Origin of the sequence: Namhaeicola litoreus, assembly GCF_042679565.1 — a bacterium.
In the GTDB taxonomy this organism is placed as follows: Bacteria; Bacteroidota; Bacteroidia; order Flavobacteriales; family Flavobacteriaceae; genus Namhaeicola; species Namhaeicola litoreus.
Window position 1 is genome coordinate 1,021,241 of record NZ_JBHTMY010000003.1, and the last position, 24,388, is coordinate 1,045,628.

At 34.8% G+C, this 24,388-nt stretch carries 27 protein-coding genes; 16 read left to right on the plus strand and 11 right to left on the minus strand.

What is annotated here, in order from left to right:
• Positions 1–80: 80 nt before the first annotated feature.
• The 9 genes from ccoS to ppk2 (ACFQ39_RS11900) all read left to right on the plus strand — a co-directional run bounded on the left by ccoS (position 81) and on the right by ppk2 (ACFQ39_RS11900) (position 7,621).
• The gene (gene ccoS, locus ACFQ39_RS11860; protein ID WP_377179175.1) at positions 81–260 is read left to right on the plus strand and encodes a cbb3-type cytochrome oxidase assembly protein CcoS; all 180 of its coding nucleotides are present in this window, start codon (positions 81–83) and stop codon (positions 258–260) included.
• A 21-nt stretch (positions 261–281) separates the two neighbouring features.
• A complete protein-coding gene (gene ccoN, locus ACFQ39_RS11865) occupies positions 282–2,435 on the plus strand; it encodes a cytochrome-c oxidase, cbb3-type subunit I (RefSeq protein ID WP_377179177.1) in 2,154 nt (717 codons plus the stop codon).
• Position 2,436: 1 nt separating this feature from the next.
• Positions 2,437–2,607 carry a CcoQ/FixQ family Cbb3-type cytochrome c oxidase assembly chaperone gene (locus ACFQ39_RS11870; protein WP_377179179.1) on the plus strand — a complete coding sequence of 57 codons (171 nt, stop codon included), beginning with the start codon at positions 2,437–2,439 and terminating at the stop codon, positions 2,605–2,607.
• 10 nt (positions 2,608–2,617) lie between these two features.
• On the plus strand, positions 2,618–3,256 hold the full coding sequence (locus tag ACFQ39_RS11875) for a cbb3-type cytochrome c oxidase N-terminal domain-containing protein (protein WP_377179181.1): 639 nt from the start codon (positions 2,618–2,620) through the stop codon (positions 3,254–3,256).
• 111 nt (positions 3,257–3,367) lie between these two features.
• Positions 3,368–4,774 carry a cytochrome c oxidase accessory protein CcoG gene (gene ccoG / locus ACFQ39_RS11880; protein WP_377179183.1) on the plus strand — a complete coding sequence of 469 codons (1,407 nt, stop codon included), beginning with the start codon at positions 3,368–3,370 and terminating at the stop codon, positions 4,772–4,774.
• 14 nt (positions 4,775–4,788) lie between these two features.
• Positions 4,789–5,247, plus strand: coding sequence for a FixH family protein (locus ACFQ39_RS11885; protein WP_377179185.1), 459 nt, complete (start codon positions 4,789–4,791; stop codon positions 5,245–5,247).
• Positions 5,248–5,250: 3 nt separating this feature from the next.
• Positions 5,251–5,964, plus strand: coding sequence for a sulfite exporter TauE/SafE family protein (locus ACFQ39_RS11890; protein WP_377179187.1), 714 nt, complete (start codon positions 5,251–5,253; stop codon positions 5,962–5,964).
• A 9-nt stretch (positions 5,965–5,973) separates the two neighbouring features.
• A complete protein-coding gene (gene ppk2, locus ACFQ39_RS11895) occupies positions 5,974–6,831 on the plus strand; it encodes a polyphosphate kinase 2 (protein ID WP_377179189.1) in 858 nt (285 codons plus the stop codon).
• A 10-nt stretch (positions 6,832–6,841) separates the two neighbouring features.
• Positions 6,842–7,621: a polyphosphate kinase 2 gene (ppk2, locus tag ACFQ39_RS11900; protein ID WP_377180017.1), complete on the plus strand. Its 780-nt coding sequence runs from the start codon at positions 6,842–6,844 to the stop codon at positions 7,619–7,621.
• On the opposite strand, the gene lgt is transcribed toward ppk2 (ACFQ39_RS11900), so the two are convergent.
• From lgt to ACFQ39_RS11920, 4 genes are all read right to left on the minus strand, one after another.
• Positions 7,618–8,439, minus strand: a complete 822-nt coding sequence (gene lgt / locus ACFQ39_RS11905; RefSeq protein ID WP_377179191.1) for a prolipoprotein diacylglyceryl transferase — start codon at positions 8,437–8,439, stop codon at positions 7,618–7,620. The genes ppk2 (ACFQ39_RS11900) and lgt overlap by 4 nt on opposite strands.
• Positions 8,440–8,568: 129 nt before the next feature.
• On the minus strand, positions 8,569–9,303 hold the full coding sequence (locus ACFQ39_RS11910) for a pirin family protein (RefSeq protein ID WP_377179193.1): 735 nt from the start codon (positions 9,301–9,303) through the stop codon (positions 8,569–8,571).
• A gap of 4 nt (positions 9,304–9,307) precedes the next feature.
• A complete protein-coding gene (locus ACFQ39_RS11915) occupies positions 9,308–9,748 on the minus strand; it encodes a MarR family winged helix-turn-helix transcriptional regulator (protein ID WP_377179195.1) in 441 nt (146 codons plus the stop codon).
• The gene (locus ACFQ39_RS11920) at positions 9,748–10,278 is read right to left on the minus strand and encodes an NADPH-dependent FMN reductase (protein WP_377179197.1); all 531 of its coding nucleotides are present in this window, start codon (positions 10,276–10,278) and stop codon (positions 9,748–9,750) included. The genes ACFQ39_RS11915 and ACFQ39_RS11920 overlap by 1 nt, the downstream gene beginning before the upstream one ends.
• A gap of 131 nt (positions 10,279–10,409) precedes the next feature.
• Here ACFQ39_RS11920 and ACFQ39_RS11925 point away from each other — a divergent pair, with 131 nt between their 5' ends.
• The 6 genes from ACFQ39_RS11925 to ACFQ39_RS11950 are packed head-to-tail and all read left to right on the plus strand — an operon-like array spanning position 10,410 to position 15,446.
• Positions 10,410–12,038, plus strand: a complete 1,629-nt coding sequence (locus ACFQ39_RS11925; RefSeq protein ID WP_377179199.1) for an acyl-CoA carboxylase subunit beta — start codon at positions 10,410–10,412, stop codon at positions 12,036–12,038.
• Positions 12,039–12,053: 15 nt separating this feature from the next.
• The gene (locus tag ACFQ39_RS11930) at positions 12,054–12,767 is read left to right on the plus strand and encodes a YebC/PmpR family DNA-binding transcriptional regulator (protein WP_377179201.1); all 714 of its coding nucleotides are present in this window, start codon (positions 12,054–12,056) and stop codon (positions 12,765–12,767) included.
• 8 nt (positions 12,768–12,775) lie between these two features.
• Positions 12,776–13,186 (plus strand): tRNA (adenosine(37)-N6)-threonylcarbamoyltransferase complex ATPase subunit type 1 TsaE, encoded by a 411-nt coding sequence (gene tsaE, locus ACFQ39_RS11935; RefSeq protein WP_377179203.1) that lies wholly within the window; start codon positions 12,776–12,778, stop codon positions 13,184–13,186.
• Positions 13,187–14,386 (plus strand): alanine dehydrogenase, encoded by a 1,200-nt coding sequence (locus tag ACFQ39_RS11940; protein ID WP_377179205.1) that lies wholly within the window; start codon positions 13,187–13,189, stop codon positions 14,384–14,386. It abuts the gene before it with no gap.
• Positions 14,387–14,400: 14 nt separating this feature from the next.
• Positions 14,401–14,772, plus strand: a complete 372-nt coding sequence (locus ACFQ39_RS11945) for a DUF4258 domain-containing protein (protein ID WP_377179207.1) — start codon at positions 14,401–14,403, stop codon at positions 14,770–14,772.
• Positions 14,769–15,446, plus strand: a complete 678-nt coding sequence (locus ACFQ39_RS11950) for an SIR2 family NAD-dependent protein deacylase (protein WP_377179209.1) — start codon at positions 14,769–14,771, stop codon at positions 15,444–15,446. Before ACFQ39_RS11945 ends, ACFQ39_RS11950 begins: the two co-directional genes overlap by 4 nt.
• Here the strand turns inward: ACFQ39_RS11950 and ACFQ39_RS11955 are convergent.
• The 5 genes from ACFQ39_RS11955 to rpsF all read right to left on the minus strand — a co-directional run bounded on the left by ACFQ39_RS11955 (position 15,441) and on the right by rpsF (position 20,300).
• Complete coding sequence (locus ACFQ39_RS11955; protein WP_377179211.1) at positions 15,441–15,908, minus strand: DUF6495 family protein; 468 nt, start codon at positions 15,906–15,908, stop codon at positions 15,441–15,443. The genes ACFQ39_RS11950 and ACFQ39_RS11955 overlap by 6 nt on opposite strands.
• A gap of 72 nt (positions 15,909–15,980) precedes the next feature.
• Entirely contained in the window at positions 15,981–19,100 is a 3,120-nt protein-coding gene (locus ACFQ39_RS11960) for a TonB-dependent receptor (protein ID WP_377179213.1), read from the minus strand.
• 89 nt (positions 19,101–19,189) lie between these two features.
• Complete coding sequence (gene rplI / locus ACFQ39_RS11965) at positions 19,190–19,639, minus strand: 50S ribosomal protein L9 (protein ID WP_377179215.1); 450 nt, start codon at positions 19,637–19,639, stop codon at positions 19,190–19,192.
• A 19-nt stretch (positions 19,640–19,658) separates the two neighbouring features.
• Positions 19,659–19,955: a 30S ribosomal protein S18 gene (gene rpsR, locus ACFQ39_RS11970; RefSeq protein ID WP_377179217.1), complete on the minus strand. Its 297-nt coding sequence runs from the start codon at positions 19,953–19,955 to the stop codon at positions 19,659–19,661.
• A gap of 3 nt (positions 19,956–19,958) precedes the next feature.
• Entirely contained in the window at positions 19,959–20,300 is a 342-nt protein-coding gene (gene rpsF / locus ACFQ39_RS11975; protein ID WP_377179219.1) for a 30S ribosomal protein S6, read from the minus strand.
• 113 nt (positions 20,301–20,413) lie between these two features.
• Here rpsF and ACFQ39_RS11980 point away from each other — a divergent pair, with 113 nt between their 5' ends.
• On the plus strand, positions 20,414–21,301 hold the full coding sequence (locus ACFQ39_RS11980; RefSeq protein ID WP_377179221.1) for a sterol desaturase family protein: 888 nt from the start codon (positions 20,414–20,416) through the stop codon (positions 21,299–21,301).
• On the opposite strand, the gene priA is transcribed toward ACFQ39_RS11980, so the two are convergent.
• A complete protein-coding gene (gene priA / locus ACFQ39_RS11985; RefSeq protein ID WP_377179223.1) occupies positions 21,298–23,772 on the minus strand; it encodes a replication restart helicase PriA in 2,475 nt (824 codons plus the stop codon). The genes ACFQ39_RS11980 and priA overlap by 4 nt on opposite strands.
• Positions 23,744–24,385, minus strand: coding sequence for a rhomboid family intramembrane serine protease (locus ACFQ39_RS11990; RefSeq protein ID WP_377179225.1), 642 nt, complete (start codon positions 24,383–24,385; stop codon positions 23,744–23,746). Before ACFQ39_RS11990 ends, priA begins: the two co-directional genes overlap by 29 nt.
• Positions 24,386–24,388: the final 3 nt, after the last annotated feature.

Genomic DNA, 24,388 nt, shown 5'->3' on the forward strand with positions numbered 1-24,388 from the left:
TTTTATCAAAAACTGATTTTTATCAGGGTTTGAGTTTTTTAATATTAGTTTATTTGCAGTAACTAAAAAAATCTCCGTTAATGAATATCATATTCATGCTTATCATCGCAAGCTTGATTATTGCTGTTGTGTTTTTCATATTGTTTGTCAGATCTGTAAAAAGTGGACAATACGATGATGTTTATACACCCTCGGTAAGAATGTTGTTTGACGATGAACTGGTTACGGAAAAATCAAAAAAAGAATCTAATTCTAATTAATCAATCTAATATTTTCAATTTATGGAAAAAGAACAATTTTACTATGACAACAAGATTGTAAAAATGTTTCTTATCGCCACAGCTTTGTGGGGTGTTGTGGGTATGCTCGTTGGATTACTGGTAGCCTTCCTTTTTATTTTCCCAAATTATATGGAGGGTATTTCTTGGCTGAGTTTTGGAAGACTAAGACCTTTACATACTAACGCGGTAATATTTGCTTTCGTTGGGAACAGTATTTTTATGGGTATTTACTATTCACTTCAACGTTTGTTAAAAACAAGAATGTTTAGTGACGTATTGAGTAAAATTCATTTTTGGGGTTGGCAATTAATTATTGTTGCTGCTGCTATCACCTTACCTTTAGGCTTAACATCTTCAAAAGAATATGCAGAGCTTGAGTGGCCTATCGATATCGCAATAACTTTAATTTGGGTTGTTTTTGCGATCAATACAATTGGAACAATTTTAATCAGAAGACAGAGACATATCTATGTTGCCATTTGGTTTTATATAGCAACTATTGTAACCATTGCTGTCCTCCATATATTTAACAATTTAGAATTACCCGTTTCAAGTTTTAAAAGTTATTCCATTTACGCGGGCGTGCAGGATGCTTTGGTGCAGTGGTGGTACGGGCATAATGCTGTGGCATTTTTCTTAACTACTCCTGTACTTGGTTTAATGTATTACTTCGTTCCTAAAGTAGCAAATAGACCCGTCTATTCTTATCGACTTTCAATTATCCATTTCTGGTCTTTAATTTTTATTTACATATGGGCGGGGCCTCACCATTTATTGTATACTGCATTACCAGAGTGGGCTCAAAATTTGGGTACCGTATTCTCTGTTATGCTCATTTTCCCTTCTTGGGGTGGTATGATCAACGGACTCTTAACCCTGAGAGGAGTTTGGGATAAAGTAAGAGAGAATCCTATTCTAAAATTCTTTGTTGTAGCAATTACCGGTTATGGTATGTCTACCTTCGAAGGACCCATGCTATCTTTCAAAAATTTGAACGCTATTGGTCATTACACAGATTGGATTATTGCTCATGTTCACATTGGTGCTTTGGCCTGGAATGGCTTTATGGCAGCAGGTATCGTTTATTGGCTCGCCGGTAAATTATGGAGAACAGAATTATATTCCAAAAAATTAGCCAATGTCCATTTCTGGATTGGTACCATGGGTATCTTATTTTATGCTTTACCTCTATATGTTGCAGGCTTTACGCAAGCCTCAATGTGGAAGCAATTCAATCCAGACGGCACCTTGGTATATGGAAATTTCCTAGAAACAGTAACGCAATTAATGCCAATGTATGCGCTTAGAGCCTTTGGAGGAACCTTGTATTTAGTAGGATTTATATTGTTAGGATATAATGTTGTTAAAACAGCACGCAAGGGCCACGCTGTGGAGGATGAACTGGCAGAAGCAATGCCATTGAAAGAAGTTTCTTCCAGAAGAATGAGCGGAGAGACTGTACATAGCTGGTTAGAAAGACGAACTGTATTATTTACTGTTCTAACTACCGTTGCAGTAATTATTGGTGGTGTAATAGAAATTATACCAATGATTGTGGTTAAATCTAATGTTCCAACCATTACTTCTGTAAAACCCTATACACCTCTAGAATTGGAAGGGCGAGATATTTATATTAGAGAAGGATGTAATAACTGTCACTCACAAATGATTCGACCATTCCGTTCGGAAGTTGAACGTTATGGAGAATACTCAAAGGCAGGAGAATTTGTATATGACCATCCATTTTTATGGGGTTCAAGAAGAACTGGTCCTGATTTACACAGAGTTGGTGGAAAATATAATGATAACTGGCACTTTAACCATATGATGGATCCTCAGCTGACTTCACCTGGTTCGATTATGCCAAAGTATCCATGGTTAATTGAGAATGATCTCGACATATCCCAAACAAATAATAAGGTGAATGCCATGGTCATACTCGGTGTACCTTATACACAAGGTGAATTAGATAAGGCCGTTTATTTATTGCAAAGTCAGGCCGCTGAAGTAGAAAAAAATTTAAGACAAGATCCTGAGTTTGTGAAGAATTATGGCGATGCCAATATTCAAGATAAAGAAATTGTTGCTTTAATTGCCTATTTGCAGAGATTAGGCACGGATATTAAAGCAGAACAAACAGCTCAAAACCAATAATATGCTGAAGTATATAAAACATCACGTCGATACAATAGTCGGTATTGAAATTTATCCGATTATATCCCTATTGTTATTCTTTTTGGTATTCACTGTCATGCTTATTTATGCCTTTAGAATTCCAAAGGAGAGTATAGAAGAAAAAAGTAGTTTACCCCTTGATAATGATTAATTAAAAAAAGATGAGTAAAAATGATCAAATTTCGGGTTGGAAAAGATTTATTCAATCTGTTACCAGAGCAAAAGATATAGAGAACGAAGAAGAAATCATGACAGATCATGATTACGATGGGATTAAAGAATTAGATAATGTATTGCCACCATGGTGGACTGCAGGATTTATCATAACCATCTTGGTAGGTGCATTCTATTATATCAATGTTTTTTTTAATAGTGAAAAATATAATCAATACGAAGAGTTAGAAACAGAAATTGCCGAAGCTAAAGCTGAAGTAGAAGCATACAAAGAAGCAAATCCTGATCTATTTAAAGTAGATGTGACACTTCTCACTGATGCAGCAAGCCTTGATGCCGGAAAGAAAACCTTCGGTACCTATTGTGTCGCTTGTCATATGGCAGATGGTGGCGGTGGAATTGGGCCAAATTTGACAGATGACCATTGGATTCTTGGCGGAGGTATGGAAAAAGTATATAATACAATTAGTGAAGGTGGTAGATCTGGTAAAGGTATGGTTTCTTGGAAAGCATCTTTGAGTGCTCAGCAAATGCAAGAAGTTGCCAGTTATGTCATTTCTTTGCAAGGAACAACCCCAGCAAACCCCAAGGAGGCAGAGGGAGAAATTATATGGACTAAACAGTAATTGCAATTCACCAATCTTCTCGAAAAGCAATACTGTTGTTTTGATTTTTTTAGTTAGTAGATTGAAGGCTGTTCTGTTTATTAATAGAACAGCCTTTTTAAGTAAGCCCTTATGAACGAGAATAAAGAAAATTTTAGAGATTCTATCAGCACCATAAGCAAAGAGGGTAATCGCAATTATATTTATCCCAAAAAACCGAAAGGAAAATTCACAAATTACAGAACTATTGTGAGTTGGTTTTTATTGGCTTTCTTTCTTTTATCTCCTTTCATTAAAATTAACGGAAATCAGTTTCTGTTGTTCAATGTATTAGAACGTAAATTCAATATTTTTGGACAACCTTTCTGGCCGCAAGATTTTTATTTGTTGGTTTTTTCCATGCTTATCGGCGTGGTGTTTATCATCTTATTCACGGTTATTTTTGGCAGAATTTTTTGTGGATGGATTTGTCCACAAACCATTTTTATGGAAATGGTTTTTCGAAAGGTAGAATATTTGATAGACGGAGACAGAGGAAAGCAAATAAAATTGGCCAAACAAGAGTGGAATGCAGAAAAAATATGGAAAAGAATCCTTAAATGGTTTATCTTTTTTCTCATTTCATTTATCATCGCCAATGTTTTTCTCGCCTATCTCATCGGAAGCGATGTGCTTATTCAGCATATAAAGGATGGACCATTTAACCATTTGGCTACACTTAGTAAATTAATCATTTTTACCTTAGTCTTTTTATGGATTTTTGGATGGTTTAGAGAACAAGTCTGCATTATTGCATGTCCTTATGGCCGTTTACAGGGGGTTATGCTCGATAATAATTCGATTGTTGTTGCCTACGATTACAAAAGAGGCGAAAATGAAAATGGCAGGAGTAAGATAAGAAAAGGTGAAAATCGCGATGAACAAGGGTTTGGAGATTGTATTGACTGTAAACAATGTGTCTTGGTCTGTCCTACCGGGATTGATATCAGAAATGGAACACAACTAGAGTGTATTAATTGTACAGCTTGTATAGATGCTTGTGATGAAATAATGAGAAAGGTAGATTTTGAACCTGGACTTATCAAGTATGCCTCAGAGAGCAATATTGCCCAGGAGGAAAAGTTCAGATTCTCACCCCGGATTATCAGTTATATAGCCGTACTTACCATCTTATTGGTTGGATTGGTTTCTCTCATTTTTGCTAGAAATGATGTGGAAGCGACCGTATTGAGGTTGCCAGGGCAAATGTATTCAAGTCAAGGAGATTCAATTCAAAATGTTTATACCGTAAAAATTGTGAATAAAACCAATAACACTTTTTCCAATCTTCAACTCGAATTAATAGATCAAAAAGGAAGTATTCAGGTGATAGGTGGAGATTTAAACGTACCTAAAAACGGATTAATAGAAAGAACACTTTTTATAAAAAAGGCTAAAAAAGATATCGAAAATCAAAAAATAATAATTGGCGTGTTTTCAAATGGTATGATGATTGAAGATACGAAAACGAGCTTTCCATCACCTTTAATCGTAAAATAAATAAGACTTTAGACATGAAAAAAATTAAATTCAATTGGGGTACTGGAGTTGTAGTGGCGATGATCCTTTTTATGATCTTTATTTTGCAATTTGTCTATCGTGCATCTGCAGTCGATAAGTATAATCATCATTTGGTGACCGAAGATTATTATGGTGAGGAAATTCAATATCAAAAAGAAATTGATAAAGAAAATAAAGGAAACAATCTGGTCAAAAACATAAAAATTGTACATAATGGAAATGGATTAACCATTCAATTCCCAGATAATTTACCTGAAAATTTGATTTCAGGTTCAATTAGTTTTAAACGACTTTCTAATGAAAAACTAGATTTTATACTACCGATATCTAATCTTGAAAATCATCAAATCTACATTGATGATGATAAACTTGTTGAAGGAAAATGGCAAATTAAAATTGATTGGAGTGATGGTAAAGAATCATATCTCTATAAAGAATCTCTTTTTTACTAAAATTTGATTTATACTGCTTTTATATTAGGTCTTTTAGGCAGCTTCCATTGTTTGGGTATGTGTGGCCCCATTGCGTTTGCCTTACCCCTTTCACGAGATCATAAACTTAGAATGGCGGGGCAATTAACCTTATACCATTTGGGTAGAATATTTACATATAGTCTTATTGGAGTTTTATTTGGTTTTTTCGGAAAGGGACTTTATCTGGCCGGATTTCAACAAAGATTATCTATTTTGATTGGCATCATCATGATTCATGCCATACTGTTTCCCGCATTTTTGAATTTCAGTAAAAAGCCAACCCATACCATTTATAAACTAGTAAGTTTACTCAAACAAAAAATGGCCTTTTATTTGCCTAAAAAGGATTTTACTTCATTTTTTATGATGGGCTTTTTAAATGGTTTTTTACCTTGTGGCCTGGTTTATATGGCTGTTTTTGGAGCGATAGCATCAGGAAATATGCTTGATGGAGCCTCCTATATGGCGATGTTTGGTCTTGGGACTGTGGCACTGATGTCTGTAGCAGCGTTACTCGGGAATTTTGTAAATATTTCCTTCAGAAATAAAATTCAAAAAGCAATTCCTATATTTGTCGTAATCATCGGACTGCTATTTATTCTTAGAGGTCTTGGATTAGGGATTCCATATATTTCACCTTCTGATGTTAAGTTGAACGTAGGGAATAATGCAACAGAATGTGTTACAGATAATTAGATTTTAGGCATGCGCAAAACTCGGAAACTCGACAGGGAAGACTTCCAAAAAGCTAAAACGAAAAAGGATTTACTCGAAATCATAGCGAAGAAAGACGTTAATATAAGTAATGTATTAGCTACAGTGAACTATGAAACAGAAAAACGTCAACTTCAAGCAGAATTAGTTAAATTACAGAAGTGGGTAAAAGAACATAATAAAAAAGTTGCGATTATTTTTGAAGGTCGTGATGCTGCTGGAAAAGGTGGTAATATTCGAAGATTTATGGAACATTTAAATCCTCGTTTAACCCGATTGGTAGCACTTTCGAAACCCACCACTGTCGAGCAGGGTCAATGGTATTTTAGACGGTATATACAGCATTTACCAAATCCAGGTGAAATTGTTTTTTTTGATCGCAGTTGGTATAACCGAGCAGTAGTTGAGCCTGTGATGGGCTTTTGCAATCATCAACAATATGAACAATTTATGGCGCAACTACCTGAATTTGAACATATGCTGTATGAAGATGGAAGCATTATCATAAAATTTTGGCTTTCAATTTCTAAAGATGAACAATTTAGACGATTTGAAGCCAGGCGCCATAATCCCTTAAAAAGATGGAAATTTAGTGAAGTAGATAAAAAAGGTCAGGATTATTGGGATAAATATACCAAATACAAAGAATTAATGTTTAGCAAGACACACACATCATTCAGTCCGTGGGTCATTGTCAAAACGAACAATAAGCATACGGCACGATTAGAATGTATGCGCTATGTGCTTTCGCAATTTGATTATACCGGTAAAGATAAAAGCAAAATCTCGCTTCATCCTGATCCCAATGTAATAAACCGTTATTTCCGATCAACCTCTAAATACGATTAAGATGAACAAAATTGAGTTAACCGACGATGAAGTAAAAATCTTAAACGGCAAAAAGGCGATGACTTCATTATTGATGAATAAAGATCCTTTGAATTTTAATAAAGCCATTCGTTATAGAAAATATAGCAATAAACTAAAGAAATTACAGGTTGAACTTATCAAAATGCATGAGCATATTATCGCTCAAAAATTGCGTGTCGTGGTCATTTTTGAAGGTCGTGATGCTGCCGGTAAAGGTGGGGCCATCAGGAGAATTACCGAACGTATCAATCCTCGTTTCTTTAGAATTGTAGCACTGCCAAAACCAACAGAAGAGGAACAAACCCAATGGTACTTTAGGAGATATGTCAACAAATTTCCGAGTGCCGGTCAGATTGTTTTTTTTGATAGAAGTTGGTACAACAGGGCCATTGTTGAGCCCGTTAATGGTTTTTGCACACAAAAAGAATATGATATTTTTATGAATCAGGTAAATGAATTTGAAAGGATGATCACCGAATCTGGGATTATTTTAGTAAAAATTTACATGTCTATCTCAAAAAATGAACAAGCCAGACGATTTGAGGATATTAAAAGTAACCCATTGAAACAATGGAAATACAGTGCCGTAGATGCCAAAGCACAAGAACTTTGGGATCAATATACGGAGTATAAAAACCAAATGTTCGAGAACACTAAATCGGGAATTCCTTTTAAAGTAATTCGGGGTAATCGCAAAGAAAATGCAAGAATTAAAGTAATAGAATATCTTTTAAAAACGATTCCTTATGATAAAGATCGTGTCGTTTAAACCAATTTTTTAGGTTTAAATAAAAACATAAAGTAAAAGCCTGATAATATTAGAGGAATACTCAGTAATTGACCTGTATTTAACTCCCAACCTGCTCTTTCACCTACTTGTGCTTCTTTAAAGAATTCAACAATAAATCTAACCGACCATAAGAATACCATAAACAGACCGAAGATATAGCCTAATTTATCCTTCTTATCAGTTTTCCAATAAACAAACCAAAGAATGAGAAAAGTGATGAGGTATCCAAAAGCCTCATATAACTGGGTTGGGTGGCGAGGAAAATCTTCACCGAGCTGTTTAAAGATAAAACCAAAATCCGAATTTGTTGGTTTTCCTATAATTTCTGAGTTAATTAAATTGCCGATTCTAACAAAAATACCGCCAAAAGCAACCGGAATTACTACACGGTCTAAAATCCATAAAACCGGTTTATGCAAGACTTTTTTGCTGTATAAAACCATGGCAATAATAATTCCAATGGCTGCTCCGTGGCTTGCGAGACCTTGATACCCAGTAAACTCAAAAGGGTTTAAACGAAAAGGAAGTAGTACTTCTAAGGGGTGCTTCACTAAAAACTCAAAATCGTAAAACAAAAAATGACCTAATCTGGCACCTACTAAAGTAGCAATTACGGTATAGACAAAAAGTGGGTCTAATTTTTCAAGGCTCACATTTTCATTTTTGTAAATCTTCTTCATGATTTGAAGGCCAACCACAAAAGCGATAACGAACATTAAACTATAGTAACGAACAGAAAAATTACCAATTCTGAAAATTTCGATATTGGGATCCCAAATAATACTTAAAAAGTGCATAGAAACGATTAAGGGTGTAAATATAAGTTTAGATCGGTACAATGAAAAATAATTGAGTTAATTTTAAATTATCGAACTTACTAATTAAAAAAACTCCTCTAATTGGGAGCTTTTATTTTTTTCATCTCATTAAGATAGCATGGGTACTTCAATAAACAATATCTGAGAATTTTTCTTCGCTTCTATAGAAAACTCATTTGCATTTGTAATTCCGGCAGCATCTCTTCTATTGAAAACTGAGTCTTGTATATTGAGCTCACCATCTATTAACATCATATAAACACCATGTTCTTTAGTCATAGATTTATAAGTAAAACTCTTTCCCTTATCTAAATCAATTCTCGAAATAATGGCATCTTGATGAATTTTTAAAATATTTTTTGCACTTTCAAATTCCTTGTTATCATGCGAGACCACCAACTTTTGCAATTTATTTTTCCTGTCACTTTCACTAAATTCAATCTGACCATACCCGGGTTCAACGTTTTCTCTGTTTGGAATGATCCAGATTTGAAAAAGACTTAAAAAATCAGCAGCGCTTCCGTTTTTTTCAGAATGAACAACTCCTGTACCTGCACTCATTACCTGAACTTCTCCAGGTTTTAATTCGATCCATTGATCAGACATATTGTCTTTATGTTTTAATGAACCCTCCAATGGAATGGTAATAATTTCCATATTATTGTGTGGATGCATCCCAAATCCGGCTCCACCTTGAATGATATCATCGTTTAAAACCCTTAAAGCCCCAAAATTCAATTTGTTAGGGTTATAATAATTTGCAAAACTAAATGAATAGTTTGCCTGAAGCCAATCAAAATTTGCATAGCCCCTTTCAGCTGCTGGATATAACTTTATATTCATCTTTTTACTTTATTAATTTTACTAATAACTCATTTAATTTCTTTAATTCTCTTTCGTTTAAATTATTCATTACTTTCACATATTCTTCTATTGATATTTGATCCAAAAGATTTAAACCTTTTTGATTAATCTTGACAAACACTACCCTCCTATCATTTTCACTTCTCTCTCTTTCAATTAAACCCTTTTCGCAAAGCTTGTCCATTAACCTTGTGGCATTTGGAGAATTTTCGATCATTCTTTCTCTTACCTCATTAATTTTTATAGCTTTCTTAGCTCCCCTTAAAATTCTCAAAATATTGTATTGTTGAATCGAGATATCAAATGGTTTTAATAACTCATTCCCAAGCTTTTCAAGCCAATTGGCAGTATATTTTAAATTGAGCAATGCACGGGTGCTTTCATTGGGAAAATTAGAACTATTCTCAAAAATACTGGTCTCCATTACAATTCTTTTCTCAGATCATTTAGTAAAGAGATAATCTCAGATTCTAGCGCTGTATTCACAATTTCACCATTTTTAAAATTGTCGTTAAAATTTGGAAAAGTCATAGAACCAACAATATTCCCACCATTTCTCGGGAATCTGTTTTTGGCAATTTCTAAAACCGATTCTCCGCCCCTGACTCCAGGTGAAGTACTCAACAATAACATGGGTTTTTGTTTCCAAACTTCTCCATTAATTCTCGATAACCAATCAAACATATTTTTAAAAACAGCCGAATAGGCCCCATTATGTTCTGCTAAAACAATGATTATTCCGTCTGTAGAGCTTAATTTATCGTCTAATAATTTTGCGTTTTCTGGAAAACCGAACTCTTGCTCTCTATCTATCGAATACAATGGTAACTCAAAATCGTTTAAATCTATATCTTCAATATCGAAATTGCCTAACTTCTTGCCTAAATGTTTGGCCAATGTTCTGCTAATCGAGTTTTTACTGTTACTACCACCGAATGTTAAAATCTTTTTCATAAAGTTTTGATTCATATAATATCAAACAAAGATACAAAATATTTAATTACCATGGTATATATTACCGTGTTATTTATAGTGATGCTTTTCAAATGATTTTGTACTTTTGACACACCCTATAAAACCAAATAATGAACCCAAAAGAAAAGAGAAACCTCTCTTCCAATCGCCAAAAAGTAGATGAACTAAATCAAAAGTTTGAGATAGTTTCTGAAGGCGGTGGACCAAGTAAACAAGAAAAACTCCGACAAAAGGGTAAAATGCCCGCCAGAGAAAGAATAGAATATTTGCTGGATACCAATTCTGAAAGCATTGAAATTGGTGCTTTTGCGGGAGATGAAATGTACCCTGAACATGGTGGCTGTCCAAGTGGTGGTGTAATTGTCAAAGTAGGGTATGTTTCGGGTAAACTATGTGTTGTAGTAGCCAATGACGCTACTGTAAAAGCGGGTGCATGGTTTCCCATTACGGGAAAGAAAAATTTGCGCGCTCAAGAAATTGCCTTAGATAACCATTTACCCATTATTTATCTTGTCGATAGTGCCGGGGTCTATCTACCTATGCAAGATGAGATCTTTCCAGATAAAGAACATTTTGGCAGAATTTTTAGAAACAATGCCATCATGAGTAGTGAAGGAATTACCCAAATTGCAGCGGTTATGGGTAGCTGTGTAGCAGGTGGAGCCTATCTACCTATCATGAGTGATGAATCAATTATTGTCGATAAAACTGGTAGTATTTTTTTGGCTGGAAGTTATTTAGTAAAAGCTGCTATTGGAGAGGTAGTTGATAATGAAACACTTGGGGGTGCTACAACACATACTGAAATTTCAGGTGTTTGTGATTACAAAGCTTTAAATGACAAAGACGCACTTGATAAAATCAAAAAAATTATTGGCAAAATTGGAGATAAACCAAAAGCCGGTTTTAACAAAATAGAAGCTAGAGAAACCGAAACAAGTATTGAAGATCTGTATAAATTGATCCCCGAAACAAGAACTGATCAGTACGATATGATGCATATTATAAAAGCTCTGGTCGATAAAGATTCTTTGGAAGAATATAAGGCAGATTATGGTAAGACCATCATATGTACCTATGCAAGGATAGAGGGTTGGGCCGTCGGAATTGTTGCTAACCAGAGAAAAATGGTGAAAAATGGTAAAAAAGAAATGCAATTTGGTGGTGTGATTTATTCAGATTCTGCAGATAAAGCCACTAGGTTTATTGCAAATTGTAATCAAAAAAGTATTCCTTTACTTTTTTTACAAGACGTTACCGGGTTTATGGTTGGTAGCAAATCAGAGCAGGGAGGAATCATAAAAGATGGCGCTAAAATGGTTAATGCGGTGAGTAATTCTGTAGTGCCCAAATTCACCGTAGTTGTTGGAAATTCTTATGGAGCGGGTAACTATGCCATGTGCGGTAAAGCTTATGATCCGCGCCTGATTGTTGCATGGCCCTCCGCAGAATTAGCTGTAATGGGTGGAACTCAGGCTGCTCAGGTTTTACTTCAAATAGAAACTTCTACATTAAAAGCGAGGGGTGAAGAAATTACAGAAGAAAAAGAAAAGGAAATTTTACAAACAATTACCCAACGTTATAAAAAGCAAACCTCGCCTTATTATGCTGCTGCAAGATTATGGACAGATGCAGTCATAGATCCAATTGAAACAAGAAAATGGATTTCTATGGGTATTGAAGCAGCCAATCACAAACCAATTGAGAAAAAATTTAATTTTGGAGTTATACAAGTATAAATATTTATTGAAGCTATGGGAAGAGCATTCGAATTTAGGAAAGCTAGAAAAATGAAGCGTTGGTCTGCAATGGCCAAAACCTTTACCAGAATAGGTAAAGATATTGCTATGTCGGTTAAAGAAGGAGGTCCAAATCCTGATACCAATGCAAGATTAAGGGCAGTTATCCAAAATGCTAAGGCAGCAAATATGCCAAAAGAAAATGTTGAAAGAGCGATCAAAAAAGCCTCAGAAAAGGATTCTGCGCATTACAAAGAAGTACTCTTTGAGGGGTATGCGGCACATGGGATTGCTGTTTTGGTAGAGACTGCTACAGACAACAACAATAGAACCGTTGCAAATGTGAGAGCGGCTTTTAACAAATTTAATGGTGCCTTGGGAACATCTGGTTCTGTCATTTTTATGTTTGACCATATCTGTAATTTCCGGGTGAAAAAAGAAGATATTTCTATGGATTTAGAAGAATTCGAATTAGAACTCATCGATTTTGAAGTAGAAGAAATATTTGAAGAGGAAGATGGCATTCTTATTTATGCTCCGTTCGAAATGTTTGGATCGATACAAAAATATTTGGAAGACCATCAAATTGAAATCTTGTCGTCTGGATTTGAAAGAATTCCCCAAACAAATAAAAAATTGAGTGAGGAAGAACAGGAAGAAGTTGAAAAGTTATTAGAAAGACTTGAGGAAGATGATGATGTTCAAAATGTTTATCACAACATGGAATAGTATTTTTGATGATGAAAATAACATACCAATTGCCGGACATTAAAGAGGTAGCCAAAACAATTATTTCTCAGGCAGGAAATAAGGTATTGCTGTTTTATGGAGAAATGGGTGCCGGTAAAACCACCTTAATTAAAGAAATAGCGAAACAATTATTGGTAGAAGATGTTACCTCCTCTCCTACTTTCTCTATTATCAATGAATACCGAACACATTCTGGTGAAAGTTTATATCATTTCGATTTTTACAGAATAAATGATGAAAATGAAGTTTACCAATTTGGAGCTGAAGAGTATCTCGACAGTGGAAATTGGTGTTTTGTAGAATGGCCTGAAAAAGTAGAAAATTTATTACCTTTAGATGCTCACGCTATCAGGATATCAATTAACCATGACGGTACGCGTTCACTTGAAATGAAATAAATGGCCAGCCAACTATCTCCGTTTAGTAAAGAAGAATTAATGCCTCAACCAGAAATGCTCGAGGTGAAAAAGAATAAAAATCAGCTGTATATTGGTTTACCAAAAGAAACCCATTACGATGAAAAAAGGATTTGCCTTACGCCAACCGCTGTTGCTTCTTTGACAGCCAACGGACATAGAATAATGGTGGAGTCTGGTGCCGGTGAAGGGACAAATTTCACAGATGATCAATATGCAGAAGCGGGTGCTAAAATATCTTATAATGCAAACGATGTGTTTGCTTGTAATATAATCTTAAAAATCGAACCACCTTCTTTTGACGAAATAAAAATGATCAATCCGCAGAGTATTTTGTTCTCTGCCATGCAAATCAAAACACAGAAGAAAGAATACTATGAAGCATTGGCTCTAAAAAGAGTTACTGCTGTTGCCTTTGAATACATTCAAGACAATCATGGCTTTTTTCCCATTGTAAAGTCTTTAAGTGAGATTGCGGGGACAGCATCGATCCTAATCGCCTCTGAATTGATGAATAATTTAAATGAAGGCAACGGATTACTTTTAGGAAATATTTCTGGAGTTCCTCCGAGCAATGTGGTAATTATTGGAGCTGGAACCGTTGGTGAATTTGCTGCGAGATCTGCCAAAGGATTGGGTGCTCGCGTTGAAGTATTTGATAATTCTTTGACTAAATTGCGAAATTTACAACATAAGTTAGGATACCCGATAGCCACATCAACTATTCAACCTCAGGTATTATCCGACTCTTTAAATCGATGTGATGTAGCCATTGGTGCTTTAAGAGGAAAGACCAGAACACCTGTCGTAGTAACCGAAAACATGGTAAGAAACATGAAAGATGGTGCTGTGATAATTGATGTAAGTATTGATAATGGAGGTGTTTTTGAGACTTCTGAAATTACAACGCACAGTAAGCCTACTTTAACAAAGTATGGTGTTATTCATTATTGTGTACCCAACATACCATCCAGATATTCCAGAACAGCTTCAGAATCTATCAGCAATATTTTTACTCCTTATTTATTAGACATCGGTGAAAGTGGTGGCTTTGAACAAGCCATGCGTTTTGACAAAGGGTTACAAAAGGGAATGTATTTATACCATGGAGTATTGACAAATAAAAGTATTTCCGACTGGTTTAGTTTACCTTTTACAGATATCAACCTCCTAATTTTTTAGTTTTGATAGAAAACATGAAATACAGGTTTACCCTGTACGGTTTTGGGTTCGCCATAGGTATACTTTTTGTTTTTTTCTTTTTAGGAGGGAAGAAGGCTTCCTGTAATTGGCTTCCCAATGATAGAATGTTAAGTATTATACGATCAAAGCATTTATTATATTCTGATGAAGTGAAAAAAAGTTTAGTCTTAGAACGAATAGACACCCTTGTGATTCAACAAATTTTACTAAAAGGAGATATCGACTTTTCTAAAAGTAATGTAAAAAATAATCCTTGCCGTCAATACCATATAGAAGGGAATCGAGAATTAAAAGATCTGATTTTACAGGTTCAATTGTGCGATTCTATCGCAACTATATTGTCTATTGAAAAAGTTGTAAAATGAAAAAGATTGTAGTTTTAACCGGAGCCGGAATAAGTGCTGAAAGTGGCTTAAAAACCTTTAGAGATGACAATGGCCTTTGGGAAGGTCATGATGTTTTACAAGTAGCTTCAATTGAGGGATGGCAAAAAAATAAAGCTTTGGTTTTAGATTTTTACAACCAACGAAGAAGACAATTGTTTCAAGTAACACCCAATGCTGCGCACTATTTTCTCAAAGAATTAGAAGAAAATTACGAAGTTGTCATCATTACACAAAACATAGATGATTTACACGAACGCGCTGGCTCTTCGAATGTGTTTCATTTGCACGGAGAATTGCTCAAAGCAAGGAGTTCATCAAACCCAAACTTAATCTGTAATTGGGAACAAGATATTGAGATTGGCGATACCTCTGAAGATGGAAGCCAATTAAGACCTCATATCGTTTGGTTTGGTGAAGAGGTCCCTTTAATGAAAACCGCTTATAAATATTGCTTAGATGCTGATATTTTGTTGGTCATAGGTACCTCAATGCAAGTTTATCCTGCTGCTAGCCTTATTCAATTTGTTAGTCCAGAAACAAAAATTTATTTTATAGATCCCAAACCTAATATTTCGAATACCACGAAGAATTTAATATTAGTATCAAAAAAGGCTACCGAAGCTGTTGAAGATTTAAAAAGATATCTTTTATAACAGTTTTTCAACTGCGTTAAAAAGCTCACCTTTCGAGATTACACTTCCTTTCTGGATCAGATCAAAAAGCTCCAAATTTCTTTCATTCGAATATGCCTTTTGGCCTCTAAAATAAGAGATACTCGGATCTTTCGACTGGTCTAAAAACCAATTAAAATTATCCGTATCTAAAAAATCAAAATCAACTTTATCTACTTCGACAACAATACGTTGTATATTATCATCTAAACATTTGAATAAATTTAATGTCTTCTGAGAAAAGTGTTCCAAATAATAGACATTATCCAATACTTTTTGCCAAACAACATCACTAAACAAGTTTAATTCTTCTTCAGCGATCTCCGGTCTATTTGTTTTAATTTCTTCCCATTCATCTTTTGTAATCTGCTGAGAAGCTAAAAATACAGCGAACTCTTCGTGAAACTCTTTGAGCTGTTCTTTTGTAAGTTGTTGATATTTCATGTGCAAATTTAAAAATAAAAGCCGTTTAATTTTATACTAAACGGCTCTTATTAAATATATTATTAATCACTTTTAAAAAATGTATCTCAAACCAAATTGCATTTGCCATCTAGACAATAAACTCGCATCGTACCCGAATGTCTTTTGAAGATTACCGTCAAATGAATAAGTTGGCACTTTTGTATCTGGATCTACATTCACGCCAATTGGTTGAATTGAATTAGGTTGTTGTATAACACCCCAATCAGAATTCAACATATTCCCAAAATTCAATATGTCAACACTAAATTGAACTGTCTGTACTTTATCTCCTATATTAAAATTGTAGTCTTGTAACAATTTAACATCGATTCTACCTCTCCACGGAGATATTGCAGCATACCGCTCAGCATATTTTCCGCGTCTTTCTTTCAAATAATCATCTTGGGAGATAAAAGCATCAAAAGCAGTTGCCATTCCGGGTTGACTAAAATTCATCTGTTCTACTTCCTCTGATGTAGGGATATAAATAAGATCATTCAAGCCTGAACCATCAAAGTTGATATCACCACCATAAGTGTAAGAGAATCTACCTCCTTGTGCATACTCAAAGAAAGATGACAAGGTTGTTGACCATCTATCATTTCCATATCTCCACTTCTTGCTTACAACTCCAATAAATCTATGATCATCTCCATATTTTGATCTCGCAAGCACGTCATCATTTACATTTCCTAGAGCCGGATTTCCAGCAAATGCATCTCCAGTGATTTCTGCTTCAATTGAGTTTACATCTTGAGCTTTCAAATAGTTATAGGCGACACTTGCATAAAGATCGTTACTCCAACTCTTTTCTACTTTTGCAGACCAGTTGAAGGTTCTACCTTTGTTTGAATTGGTGAATACATAAGCTCCATTTTGAAATGAATTTTTATCCCCGTCGGTATAGATTGGACGGTTATCAACACCATTCAAAGTTCCGGTCGGTCTATTTAAACCCCAGTTTTGAACATGTGCACCATTGATATCTTTTGTATAAATGAAATCTGTGGAAACTACATAATTATTTTCGAATTTATAGTCTAAACCAATATTGGTTCTCCAAACTTGAGGCCATCTAAAATCTGGATCAACAACCTGATAGAAGAAAAAGTTTGGGTTTCCTACTTGATTTCCTAACCAAACGAATGGGAAACGACCGGAGAAGATTCCAGAACCACCTCGGACCTGAAAAGTATTATCACCTTTAACATCCCAGTTAAATCCGAATCTCGGAGAAACTAAAACACTTTCAGTTGGCATTTCTGTACTGTCAAAAAACACTTCATCACCCGTTTTAGGGTCAAAATATTCTATATTAGGATTATAACAGCATTGGGTATCAATGAATTCCTGCGCATATTTAGAAGTATCAAAGTACATTGGTTTGTCAAATCTAATACCTAATGTCAATCTTATATTTTCAGTTGCCTGAAATTCATCTTGCAAATAAAATGCAAACTGACCTAAATCTGCTTTATACCAATTAAAACCACCAACATTTCCTTCCCCTGCTTCACTTAAACTTTTATCAGCAGCTATTGCAGCTGCTAAATCATCTGCTATGGTCGGATCATTTAAAAATTCATCCACTGAACCAGAAGTTGGGAAGAACACTCCTCTGGCACCATAAGCACCTAAATTAAAGGAGTTTCCAAATTTGAATTTTTCAAATGAGATACCAGCAGTAAAAGTGTGCTTCTTATAAAAATAGGTCAAATTATCTGTAAATTGGAACACGGTTTGTTCTAATTTGTTATTGATTGAAAAGGGTTCATGCCCTGCTATGATATAGGGTGCGCCATTTTCAAGAATCGTGAAACTGGGTGCCGGTGTAGACATAGGATTTCGGAAATCATCAAAGAATGAATATCCAACCTGTAACTTGTTTGTCAGGTTATTAGTAAAGTTCGAATTAACTTCTAATAAGAATGAATTAAGTTTATTGTTGATTTGATATCCAGCATTTTCGAATTGGAGTGTACTGGCACTAGGTCCTCTAAATCCTAAAGCACTTGGATGTGCCGGTTTTTCTTTTGATGCATCGAGAAAATTATAAACCAAAGCCACTCTGTGCTTATCGTTTATGTTCCAATCTAACTTGAAAATTCCTTTTAACGATTCTGTTCCATAAAGAAATCCTTCATAGGCCCCTGTATCGTAGCCTAAACCACTTAAAAAACCTTGAACAGCTATTAGATCTGACTCCAGAACTCTAGACTCATTGATCGATCCTGAACCTGTATTAGGCACCCAAGAAGAACCAAGATCTGTTCGGTCATCTTTTTCTAAATTAGCAAAAAAGAACAATTTATTTTTTACTATCGGCCCTCCAATGCTAAACCCATATTGTTTCTGATCGAGTTCTGGGACATATATTTTATCTCCCCTCACCTTGTCACCCGTTAAAGATTCATTTCTAAAAAATCCATAAACCGTACCATGAAATTCGTTTGTACCACTTTTAGTAACAGCATTGACAGAAGCTCCTGTAAAACCAGCTTGTGTAACGTCATAGGGGGCAATTGACACAGAAATTTGATCAATTGCATCCAAAGAAATCGGCTGTGCATCGGTTTGTCCTCCCGGCGTTGGAGAATCTAATCCAAAAGGGTTATTAAATATAGATCCATCTAAAGAAAAATTATTAAACTGATCATTTCTTCCTCCAAATGAATTTCCGGTTGCAGAGGGCTCTAAGCGAGTAAAATCTGCCGCACTCCTTGAGATCGTAGGTAGAGTTCTAATCGCCTCTCTTCCAACACTTGTTTCTGCTCCAGTCCTATTATTCCCGAAGACATTATCGCCTGTTGTCGTTAGAACTACTTCCTCTAATTGATTGTCAGCCTGCAAAATAACATTAAATTCAAAAGTTTTACCCAATGTAAGTTGCACATTGGTAATTTCTTGATTTTTGAAACCAACATAACTTATTGAAATTGTGTAAGGACCACCAACACGCATATTACGCAAGTTTACTTGTCCATCAAAATTTGTCGTACTACCATAGGTAGTTCCCGTTGGTAAATGTGTTGCTACGATTGTTGCATCCGGTAAAGGAACATTCTCTCCATCAGCAACAGTTCCGTATATAGACGAAGTTGTAACCTGTGCATTTAATTGAACCCCAAACAAAAGCACAATCACTAAAATTAAAAAATAACTTTTCCCCATTATATTGTTTTTAAATTTTGCGCAAAATTAGCATAAAAAAAAAGCCTATTACTATAATAGGCTTTTTTATTTTAACTAATAGTTAACAATTACTTCTCACCAACTACTTCAAATGGTAAATCAACGATTACATCTCTATGTAATCTTACTTTTGCATTGTATTTACCAGCTCTTTTTACCAAACCACCTGCAACAACTATAAATTTCTTGTCTATACTTTGTCCAGCTGCTTCTAAGGCCTCAGCAACATTCGCATTACTCACAGAACCAAAGAGTTTATCACCCTCACCAGCTTTTGCAGTAATTTTCAATTCAAGTGCTTTTAAAGCTTCACTTGCTTTTTCAGCTTCTTTTACAATACTAGCTTCTTTATAAGCTCTTTGCTTCAAAGTTTCCGCCAACACTTTCTTCGCAGAAGGAGTTGCTAAAATTGCTTTACCTTGTGGAATTAAGAAATTTCTTCCGTAACCATTTTTTACGTTTACAATATCATCAGCAAAGCCTAAATTAGCAACGTCTTGTTTTAATATAAGTTCCATAATAAAATCTCTTTTTAAATTATTTCAACAAATCACCTACATATGGCATCAAGGCCAAATGACGTGCTCTTTTAATTGCTTGTGCTACTTTACGTTGATATTTCAATGAAGTACCTGTAAGTCTTCTAGGTAAAATTTTACCTTGTTCATTAACCAAATACATCAAGAAATCTGCATCTTTATAGTCGATATATTTAATGCCATTTTTCTTAAAACGACAATATTTTACCTTTACTTTTGTATCAATTTCTAAAGGGGTTAAATATCTAACAGCTCCTTTATTTCCTCCTTGTGCTTGTTGTTCAATTGTAGCCATGAATTACTTTTTAGATGATTTAACTCTTTCTCTTCTTTTCTCAGCCCATGCACCTGCGTGCTTGTCTAATTTAACTGTCAAATAACGCATAACGCTATCATCTCTTCTAAATTCCAACTCATAGGTTGATATAACCTCTCCAGGAGCTTTGAACTCAAACAAATGATAAAAGCCGGTTTTTTTCTTTTGAATTGGATAAGCCAATTTTTTTAGCCCCCAATCTTCTTTCCAAATCATCTCGGCTCCTTTAGAAACTAAGTAATCTTCAAACTTTTTTACTGTTTCCTTTACCTGAGATTCAGATAAAACGGGATTCAAAATGAAAACAGATTCGTAATGATTCATATTTATAAAATTTATTATTTTCGGGGTGCAAATATACAATATTATTTTACAAATACATATCTTGTACAAACTTATGTTTTCTTGAAATAATTTAATCTTATCTATACATATCTATGCAGGTTCCGGAAATACCTAATTTAATCTATTATGCCATTCCTTTTTTTGTGCTTTTCATTTTTTTAGAAATTGTTTTAACCGCAAAGAAAAATATTGAAACCTACGAAATAAAAGATGCTTCTTCCTCTATTGCTATGGGTTTGGGAAATGTATTTGTCGGACTGCTCAGCAAGCTTTTAGTATTGGGTGCACTTATGTTCGTCTATCAAAATTTTAGACTATTTACAATTCCTTTTACATGGTGGGCATGGATTTTAGTTTTATTTGCAGATGATTTTTCCTACTACTGGATGCATCGAATTAGTCATGAGAGCAGGTTTTTTTGGGCTTCCCATGTAGTTCATCATTCTTCGCAAAAATACAATTTAGCCACGGCACTCAGACAAACCTGGACAGGTTCTTTTACTTCTTTTATTTTTTGGCTTTGGATGGCTCTGCTCGGATTTCATCCCATTATGATTCTTACCCAAATGTCTATTAGTTTGCTCTATCAATTTTGGATTCATACAGAAACCATAAAAAAGTTACCAGCTTGGTTTGAAGCAGTGTTTAACACACCTTCTCACCATCGCGTTCATCACGCAACAAACCCCCAATATCTCGATAGAAATCACGCAGGGATTTTAATTATTTGGGACAAACTTTTTGGTACTTTCGAACCTGAAGTGGAAAAGCCAGTTTACGGACTAACAACTAACATCAATACCTACAACCCTTTAAAGATTGCTTTTCATGAATGGTATGATCTGTTTTCAGATGTTTTCAAAAGTGAAATAAATTTTTCTAATCGCTTAAAATATTTGGTTAAACCTCCCGGATGGAAACACGATGGGACAGGAAAAATAGCAAGTGATTTGCGCAAAGATTGGAAAGAATTACTCTAATAGGGATCCACATCAATGTTAAATCTGATCGATCTAAATTCGGCAATCGATTCAAAACTCAATTTAATTTTTTGAATAAGCTCTTTTGATTCTTTCAAAGCTGTCCTTTTTTCAATTTTGATCAATACATTTTTTATATAAAGATTTCTAATTTTTGAAATGGATGGGCTTGCAGGACCTAAAACTGCAGATCCAAATTGATTGGTTAAAGATTTACCCAGCCAATCTGAGGCTTTCTCTAATAAAAAATTGTTTTTATGCTTCAAAGTAATTTTCACTAACCTTACAATGGGGGGATACTTAAACTGTTGTCTTTCATAGATCTGATCTTTATACATTGCTCCGTAATCGTTTGTACTCACCTGTTGTAAGATCTGGTGATAGGGATTATAGGTTTGAATGATTACCTGACCTTTATTTTCAGATCTTCCTGCTCTTCCCGCTACTTGAGTCATTAATTGAAAACTGCGTTCATGCGCTCTAAAGTCCGGAAAGTTGAGCATATTATCGGCATTTAAAATACCAACTAAAGAAACATGTTTAAAATCTAAACCTTTGCTCAACATTTGAGTCCCAACCAAAATATCAACTTCTCTATTTTCAAAAGCCTCAATTATTTTTTGATAACCATGTTTTGTCCTCGTGGTATCGTAATCCATTCTGGCGATTTTTATTTCCGGAAAAAGACTTTTTAATTCAATTTCAATTTGCTCAGTACCAAATCCCTTTGTATTTAAATGTGCATTGCCACAAGCCGGACATGCAAGTGGTAGTACTTCTCTGTGACCACAATAATGACAGCGCAACTCATTATTATATTTATGAAAGGTCAATGTGACATCGCAATGGATACAGTTTGGTGAAAAACCGCAAGTTTCACACTCTACTACAGGTGCAAAACCTCGTCTATTTTGAAACAGAATGACCTGCTCTTGCTTACTCAATGATTCTTGAATAGCTTCTATTAAACGGTCTGAAAAATGACCCGTCATTCGTTTTCTCTTATGTTTATCTTTGATATCAGTTAATTCTATGTCAGGCAATAATACATCTCCGAACCGCGAATTTAATTCTACCAGGGCATATTTTCCCACTTTGGTATTGTGATAACTTTCTAAGGATGGAGTTGCGCTGCCTAAAAGAATATTTGACTTTTGAATATTTCCTAAAACAATAGCAGAATCACGAGCGTGATAGCGCGGTGCAGGATCTATTTGTTTATACGAATGTTCATGTTCTTCATCTATAATAATCAGGCCGAGATTGTTTAGTGGAAGTAATAATGACGACCTCGCACCTAATATAATTTGCCCCTCATTCTTGTGATTTAAAATTTTATTCCAAGATTCCACACGTTCCTGATTGCTATATTTTGAATGAAATACAACCATTTGATCAGCGAAATACTTCTGTAACCGATTTATAATTTGTGTGGTTAGGGCAATTTCAGGCAATAAATACAGTACTTGTTTTCCAAGTTTTAATTGATCTTCAATTAATTTGCTGTAAATTTCGGTTTTACCACTAGAGGTGATGCCATGCAGTAAAACAATTTTTTCCTTGTCAAAATTTTCTATTATTTCATTTAGTGCAACTTTTTGTGCATCTGTTAAATCACTCAGACCTTCATTTGAATTTTCGAGCAGTATTCTGTCTATCTCCTTTGAATAAATTTCAAAAATCCCTTTATCAACTAAAGATTTAATGGTAGATGCAGACACATTTCCTTCTTTTTCAAACTGAGATTTTTTTAAAAAATCAACTTGTCTAGCTTTATGGAAATAAAACAACAATGCTTCTCTTTGCTTTTTCGCCCTCGACATATGAACCATCAATGTTTCTAGCTTGTCGGAACTCGAAAATTCATCAGAAATTTTGATGTATTTCTCCAATTTCGGTTTATACTGCTCAAAAATTTCTTCTTTGATTTTTATTTGGCCTTTTTCAAGCATTTTGGAAATCAACGACATGGCATTTTTCCCTTCAATCAAATTTGAAATCTCATTTACTTTTACATCAGTTTGATGATCTAGCATCCTCAAGATCATTTCTTCTTCCTCTGAATTCGATTCTAATTCTGTATCACCCTTATAAACAATCGTTTCGCTCTCTAACAAAAACAAATTAGGCAATGAGGCCTTCATAATTTCTCCCAAGGAGCACATATAATATTCTGCCAACCACTCCCAAAGACTTATTTGAGGCGCACTAATGATAGGAGCTTCATCAAGAATTTGATATATTTCTTTGGCTTCGTAGGCAGATGGCGCATTTCGGTGTTGCCTGTATGCCAATGCAGTTAAAATTTTACTTTTGCCAAAGGGTACCGCTACGCGCATACCAACTTTCAAAAAGTTAGCTTCTGCCTCGGTTATTTGATAGGTAAATAGCTTTGGCAGAGGGATAGGCAATATGACATCTATATAGTAAATGAGATGAATATTATCTTTCCAACTTATCTTTAAAAACAAACATCAATACAATTGGAATGGCAAGAATAATAACCATCCATTTATTCTCCAAAAATGCTGAAGGATATAAAAGCAAGGTAAGCACATAACCGCCAATAGCGCCACCAATATGCGCACTATGGCCGATGTTACCCCAACTATTTTTCATGCCGAACATGGAATAGAGTAAATATCCAACCCCAAAAACGTAAGCAGGTATGGGTATAGGAATAAAAAATAAATATAAATTCATAGAAGGATTGAGCAAAATGGAAGAATAAACTACGCCCATTACCGCTCCTGAAGCACCTACAGCAGAATAATACGGTTCATTTTTATGAAAATTTAACGCAAATAGACTTCCTGCCAATAAGCTTCCAAAATAAATTGCTAAAAATTTGGGGTTACCTAAATGATCTATAACCGCATTGGCAAAAAAGTACAGTGTAAGCATATTAAACAACAAATGACTCATATCCACATGCAAAAACCCAGAAGTGAGCATTCTTATTTTTTGACCTTGATGTACCGGACCTACTTGAAACTTATATTGTTCAAAGAATGCTTTATCATTAAAACCTTTCATAGATACCAAAACGTTTGCGATAATAAGAATAAGCACAATGACTTCCATAAA

Excerpts from the sequence above, each read along its gene's own strand:
- ccoS (WP_377179175.1), top strand. The coding sequence starts at position 81 with ATGAATATCATATTCATGCTTATCATCGCAAGCTTGATTATTGCTGTT.
- ccoN (WP_377179177.1), top strand. The coding sequence starts at position 282 with ATGGAAAAAGAACAATTTTACTATGACAACAAGATTGTAAAAATGTTT.
- ACFQ39_RS11870 (WP_377179179.1), top strand. The coding sequence starts at position 2,437 with ATGCTGAAGTATATAAAACATCACGTCGATACAATAGTCGGTATTGAA.
- ACFQ39_RS11875 (WP_377179181.1), top strand. The coding sequence starts at position 2,618 with ATGAGTAAAAATGATCAAATTTCGGGTTGGAAAAGATTTATTCAATCT.
- ccoG (WP_377179183.1), top strand. The coding sequence starts at position 3,368 with ATGAACGAGAATAAAGAAAATTTTAGAGATTCTATCAGCACCATAAGC.
- ACFQ39_RS11885 (WP_377179185.1), top strand. The coding sequence starts at position 4,789 with ATGAAAAAAATTAAATTCAATTGGGGTACTGGAGTTGTAGTGGCGATG.
- ppk2 (WP_377179189.1), top strand. The coding sequence starts at position 5,974 with ATGCGCAAAACTCGGAAACTCGACAGGGAAGACTTCCAAAAAGCTAAA.
- lgt (WP_377179191.1), bottom strand. The coding sequence starts at position 8,439 with ATGCACTTTTTAAGTATTATTTGGGATCCCAATATCGAAATTTTCAGA.
- ACFQ39_RS11910 (WP_377179193.1), bottom strand. The coding sequence starts at position 9,303 with ATGAATATAAAGTTATATCCAGCAGCTGAAAGGGGCTATGCAAATTTT.
- ACFQ39_RS11915 (WP_377179195.1), bottom strand. The coding sequence starts at position 9,748 with ATGGAGACCAGTATTTTTGAGAATAGTTCTAATTTTCCCAATGAAAGC.
- ACFQ39_RS11920 (WP_377179197.1), bottom strand. The coding sequence starts at position 10,278 with ATGAAAAAGATTTTAACATTCGGTGGTAGTAACAGTAAAAACTCGATT.
- ACFQ39_RS11925 (WP_377179199.1), top strand. The coding sequence starts at position 10,410 with ATGAACCCAAAAGAAAAGAGAAACCTCTCTTCCAATCGCCAAAAAGTA.
- ACFQ39_RS11930 (WP_377179201.1), top strand. The coding sequence starts at position 12,054 with ATGGGAAGAGCATTCGAATTTAGGAAAGCTAGAAAAATGAAGCGTTGG.
- tsaE (WP_377179203.1), top strand. The coding sequence starts at position 12,776 with ATGATGAAAATAACATACCAATTGCCGGACATTAAAGAGGTAGCCAAA.
- ACFQ39_RS11940 (WP_377179205.1), top strand. The coding sequence starts at position 13,187 with ATGGCCAGCCAACTATCTCCGTTTAGTAAAGAAGAATTAATGCCTCAA.
- ACFQ39_RS11945 (WP_377179207.1), top strand. The coding sequence starts at position 14,401 with ATGAAATACAGGTTTACCCTGTACGGTTTTGGGTTCGCCATAGGTATA.
- ACFQ39_RS11950 (WP_377179209.1), top strand. The coding sequence starts at position 14,769 with ATGAAAAAGATTGTAGTTTTAACCGGAGCCGGAATAAGTGCTGAAAGT.
- ACFQ39_RS11955 (WP_377179211.1), bottom strand. The coding sequence starts at position 15,908 with ATGAAATATCAACAACTTACAAAAGAACAGCTCAAAGAGTTTCACGAA.
- ACFQ39_RS11960 (WP_377179213.1), bottom strand. The coding sequence starts at position 19,100 with ATGGGGAAAAGTTATTTTTTAATTTTAGTGATTGTGCTTTTGTTTGGG.
- rplI (WP_377179215.1), bottom strand. The coding sequence starts at position 19,639 with ATGGAACTTATATTAAAACAAGACGTTGCTAATTTAGGCTTTGCTGAT.
- rpsR (WP_377179217.1), bottom strand. The coding sequence starts at position 19,955 with ATGGCTACAATTGAACAACAAGCACAAGGAGGAAATAAAGGAGCTGTT.
- rpsF (WP_377179219.1), bottom strand. The coding sequence starts at position 20,300 with ATGAATCATTACGAATCTGTTTTCATTTTGAATCCCGTTTTATCTGAA.
- ACFQ39_RS11980 (WP_377179221.1), top strand. The coding sequence starts at position 20,414 with ATGCAGGTTCCGGAAATACCTAATTTAATCTATTATGCCATTCCTTTT.
- ACFQ39_RS11990 (WP_377179225.1), bottom strand. The coding sequence starts at position 24,385 with ATGGAAGTCATTGTGCTTATTCTTATTATCGCAAACGTTTTGGTATCT.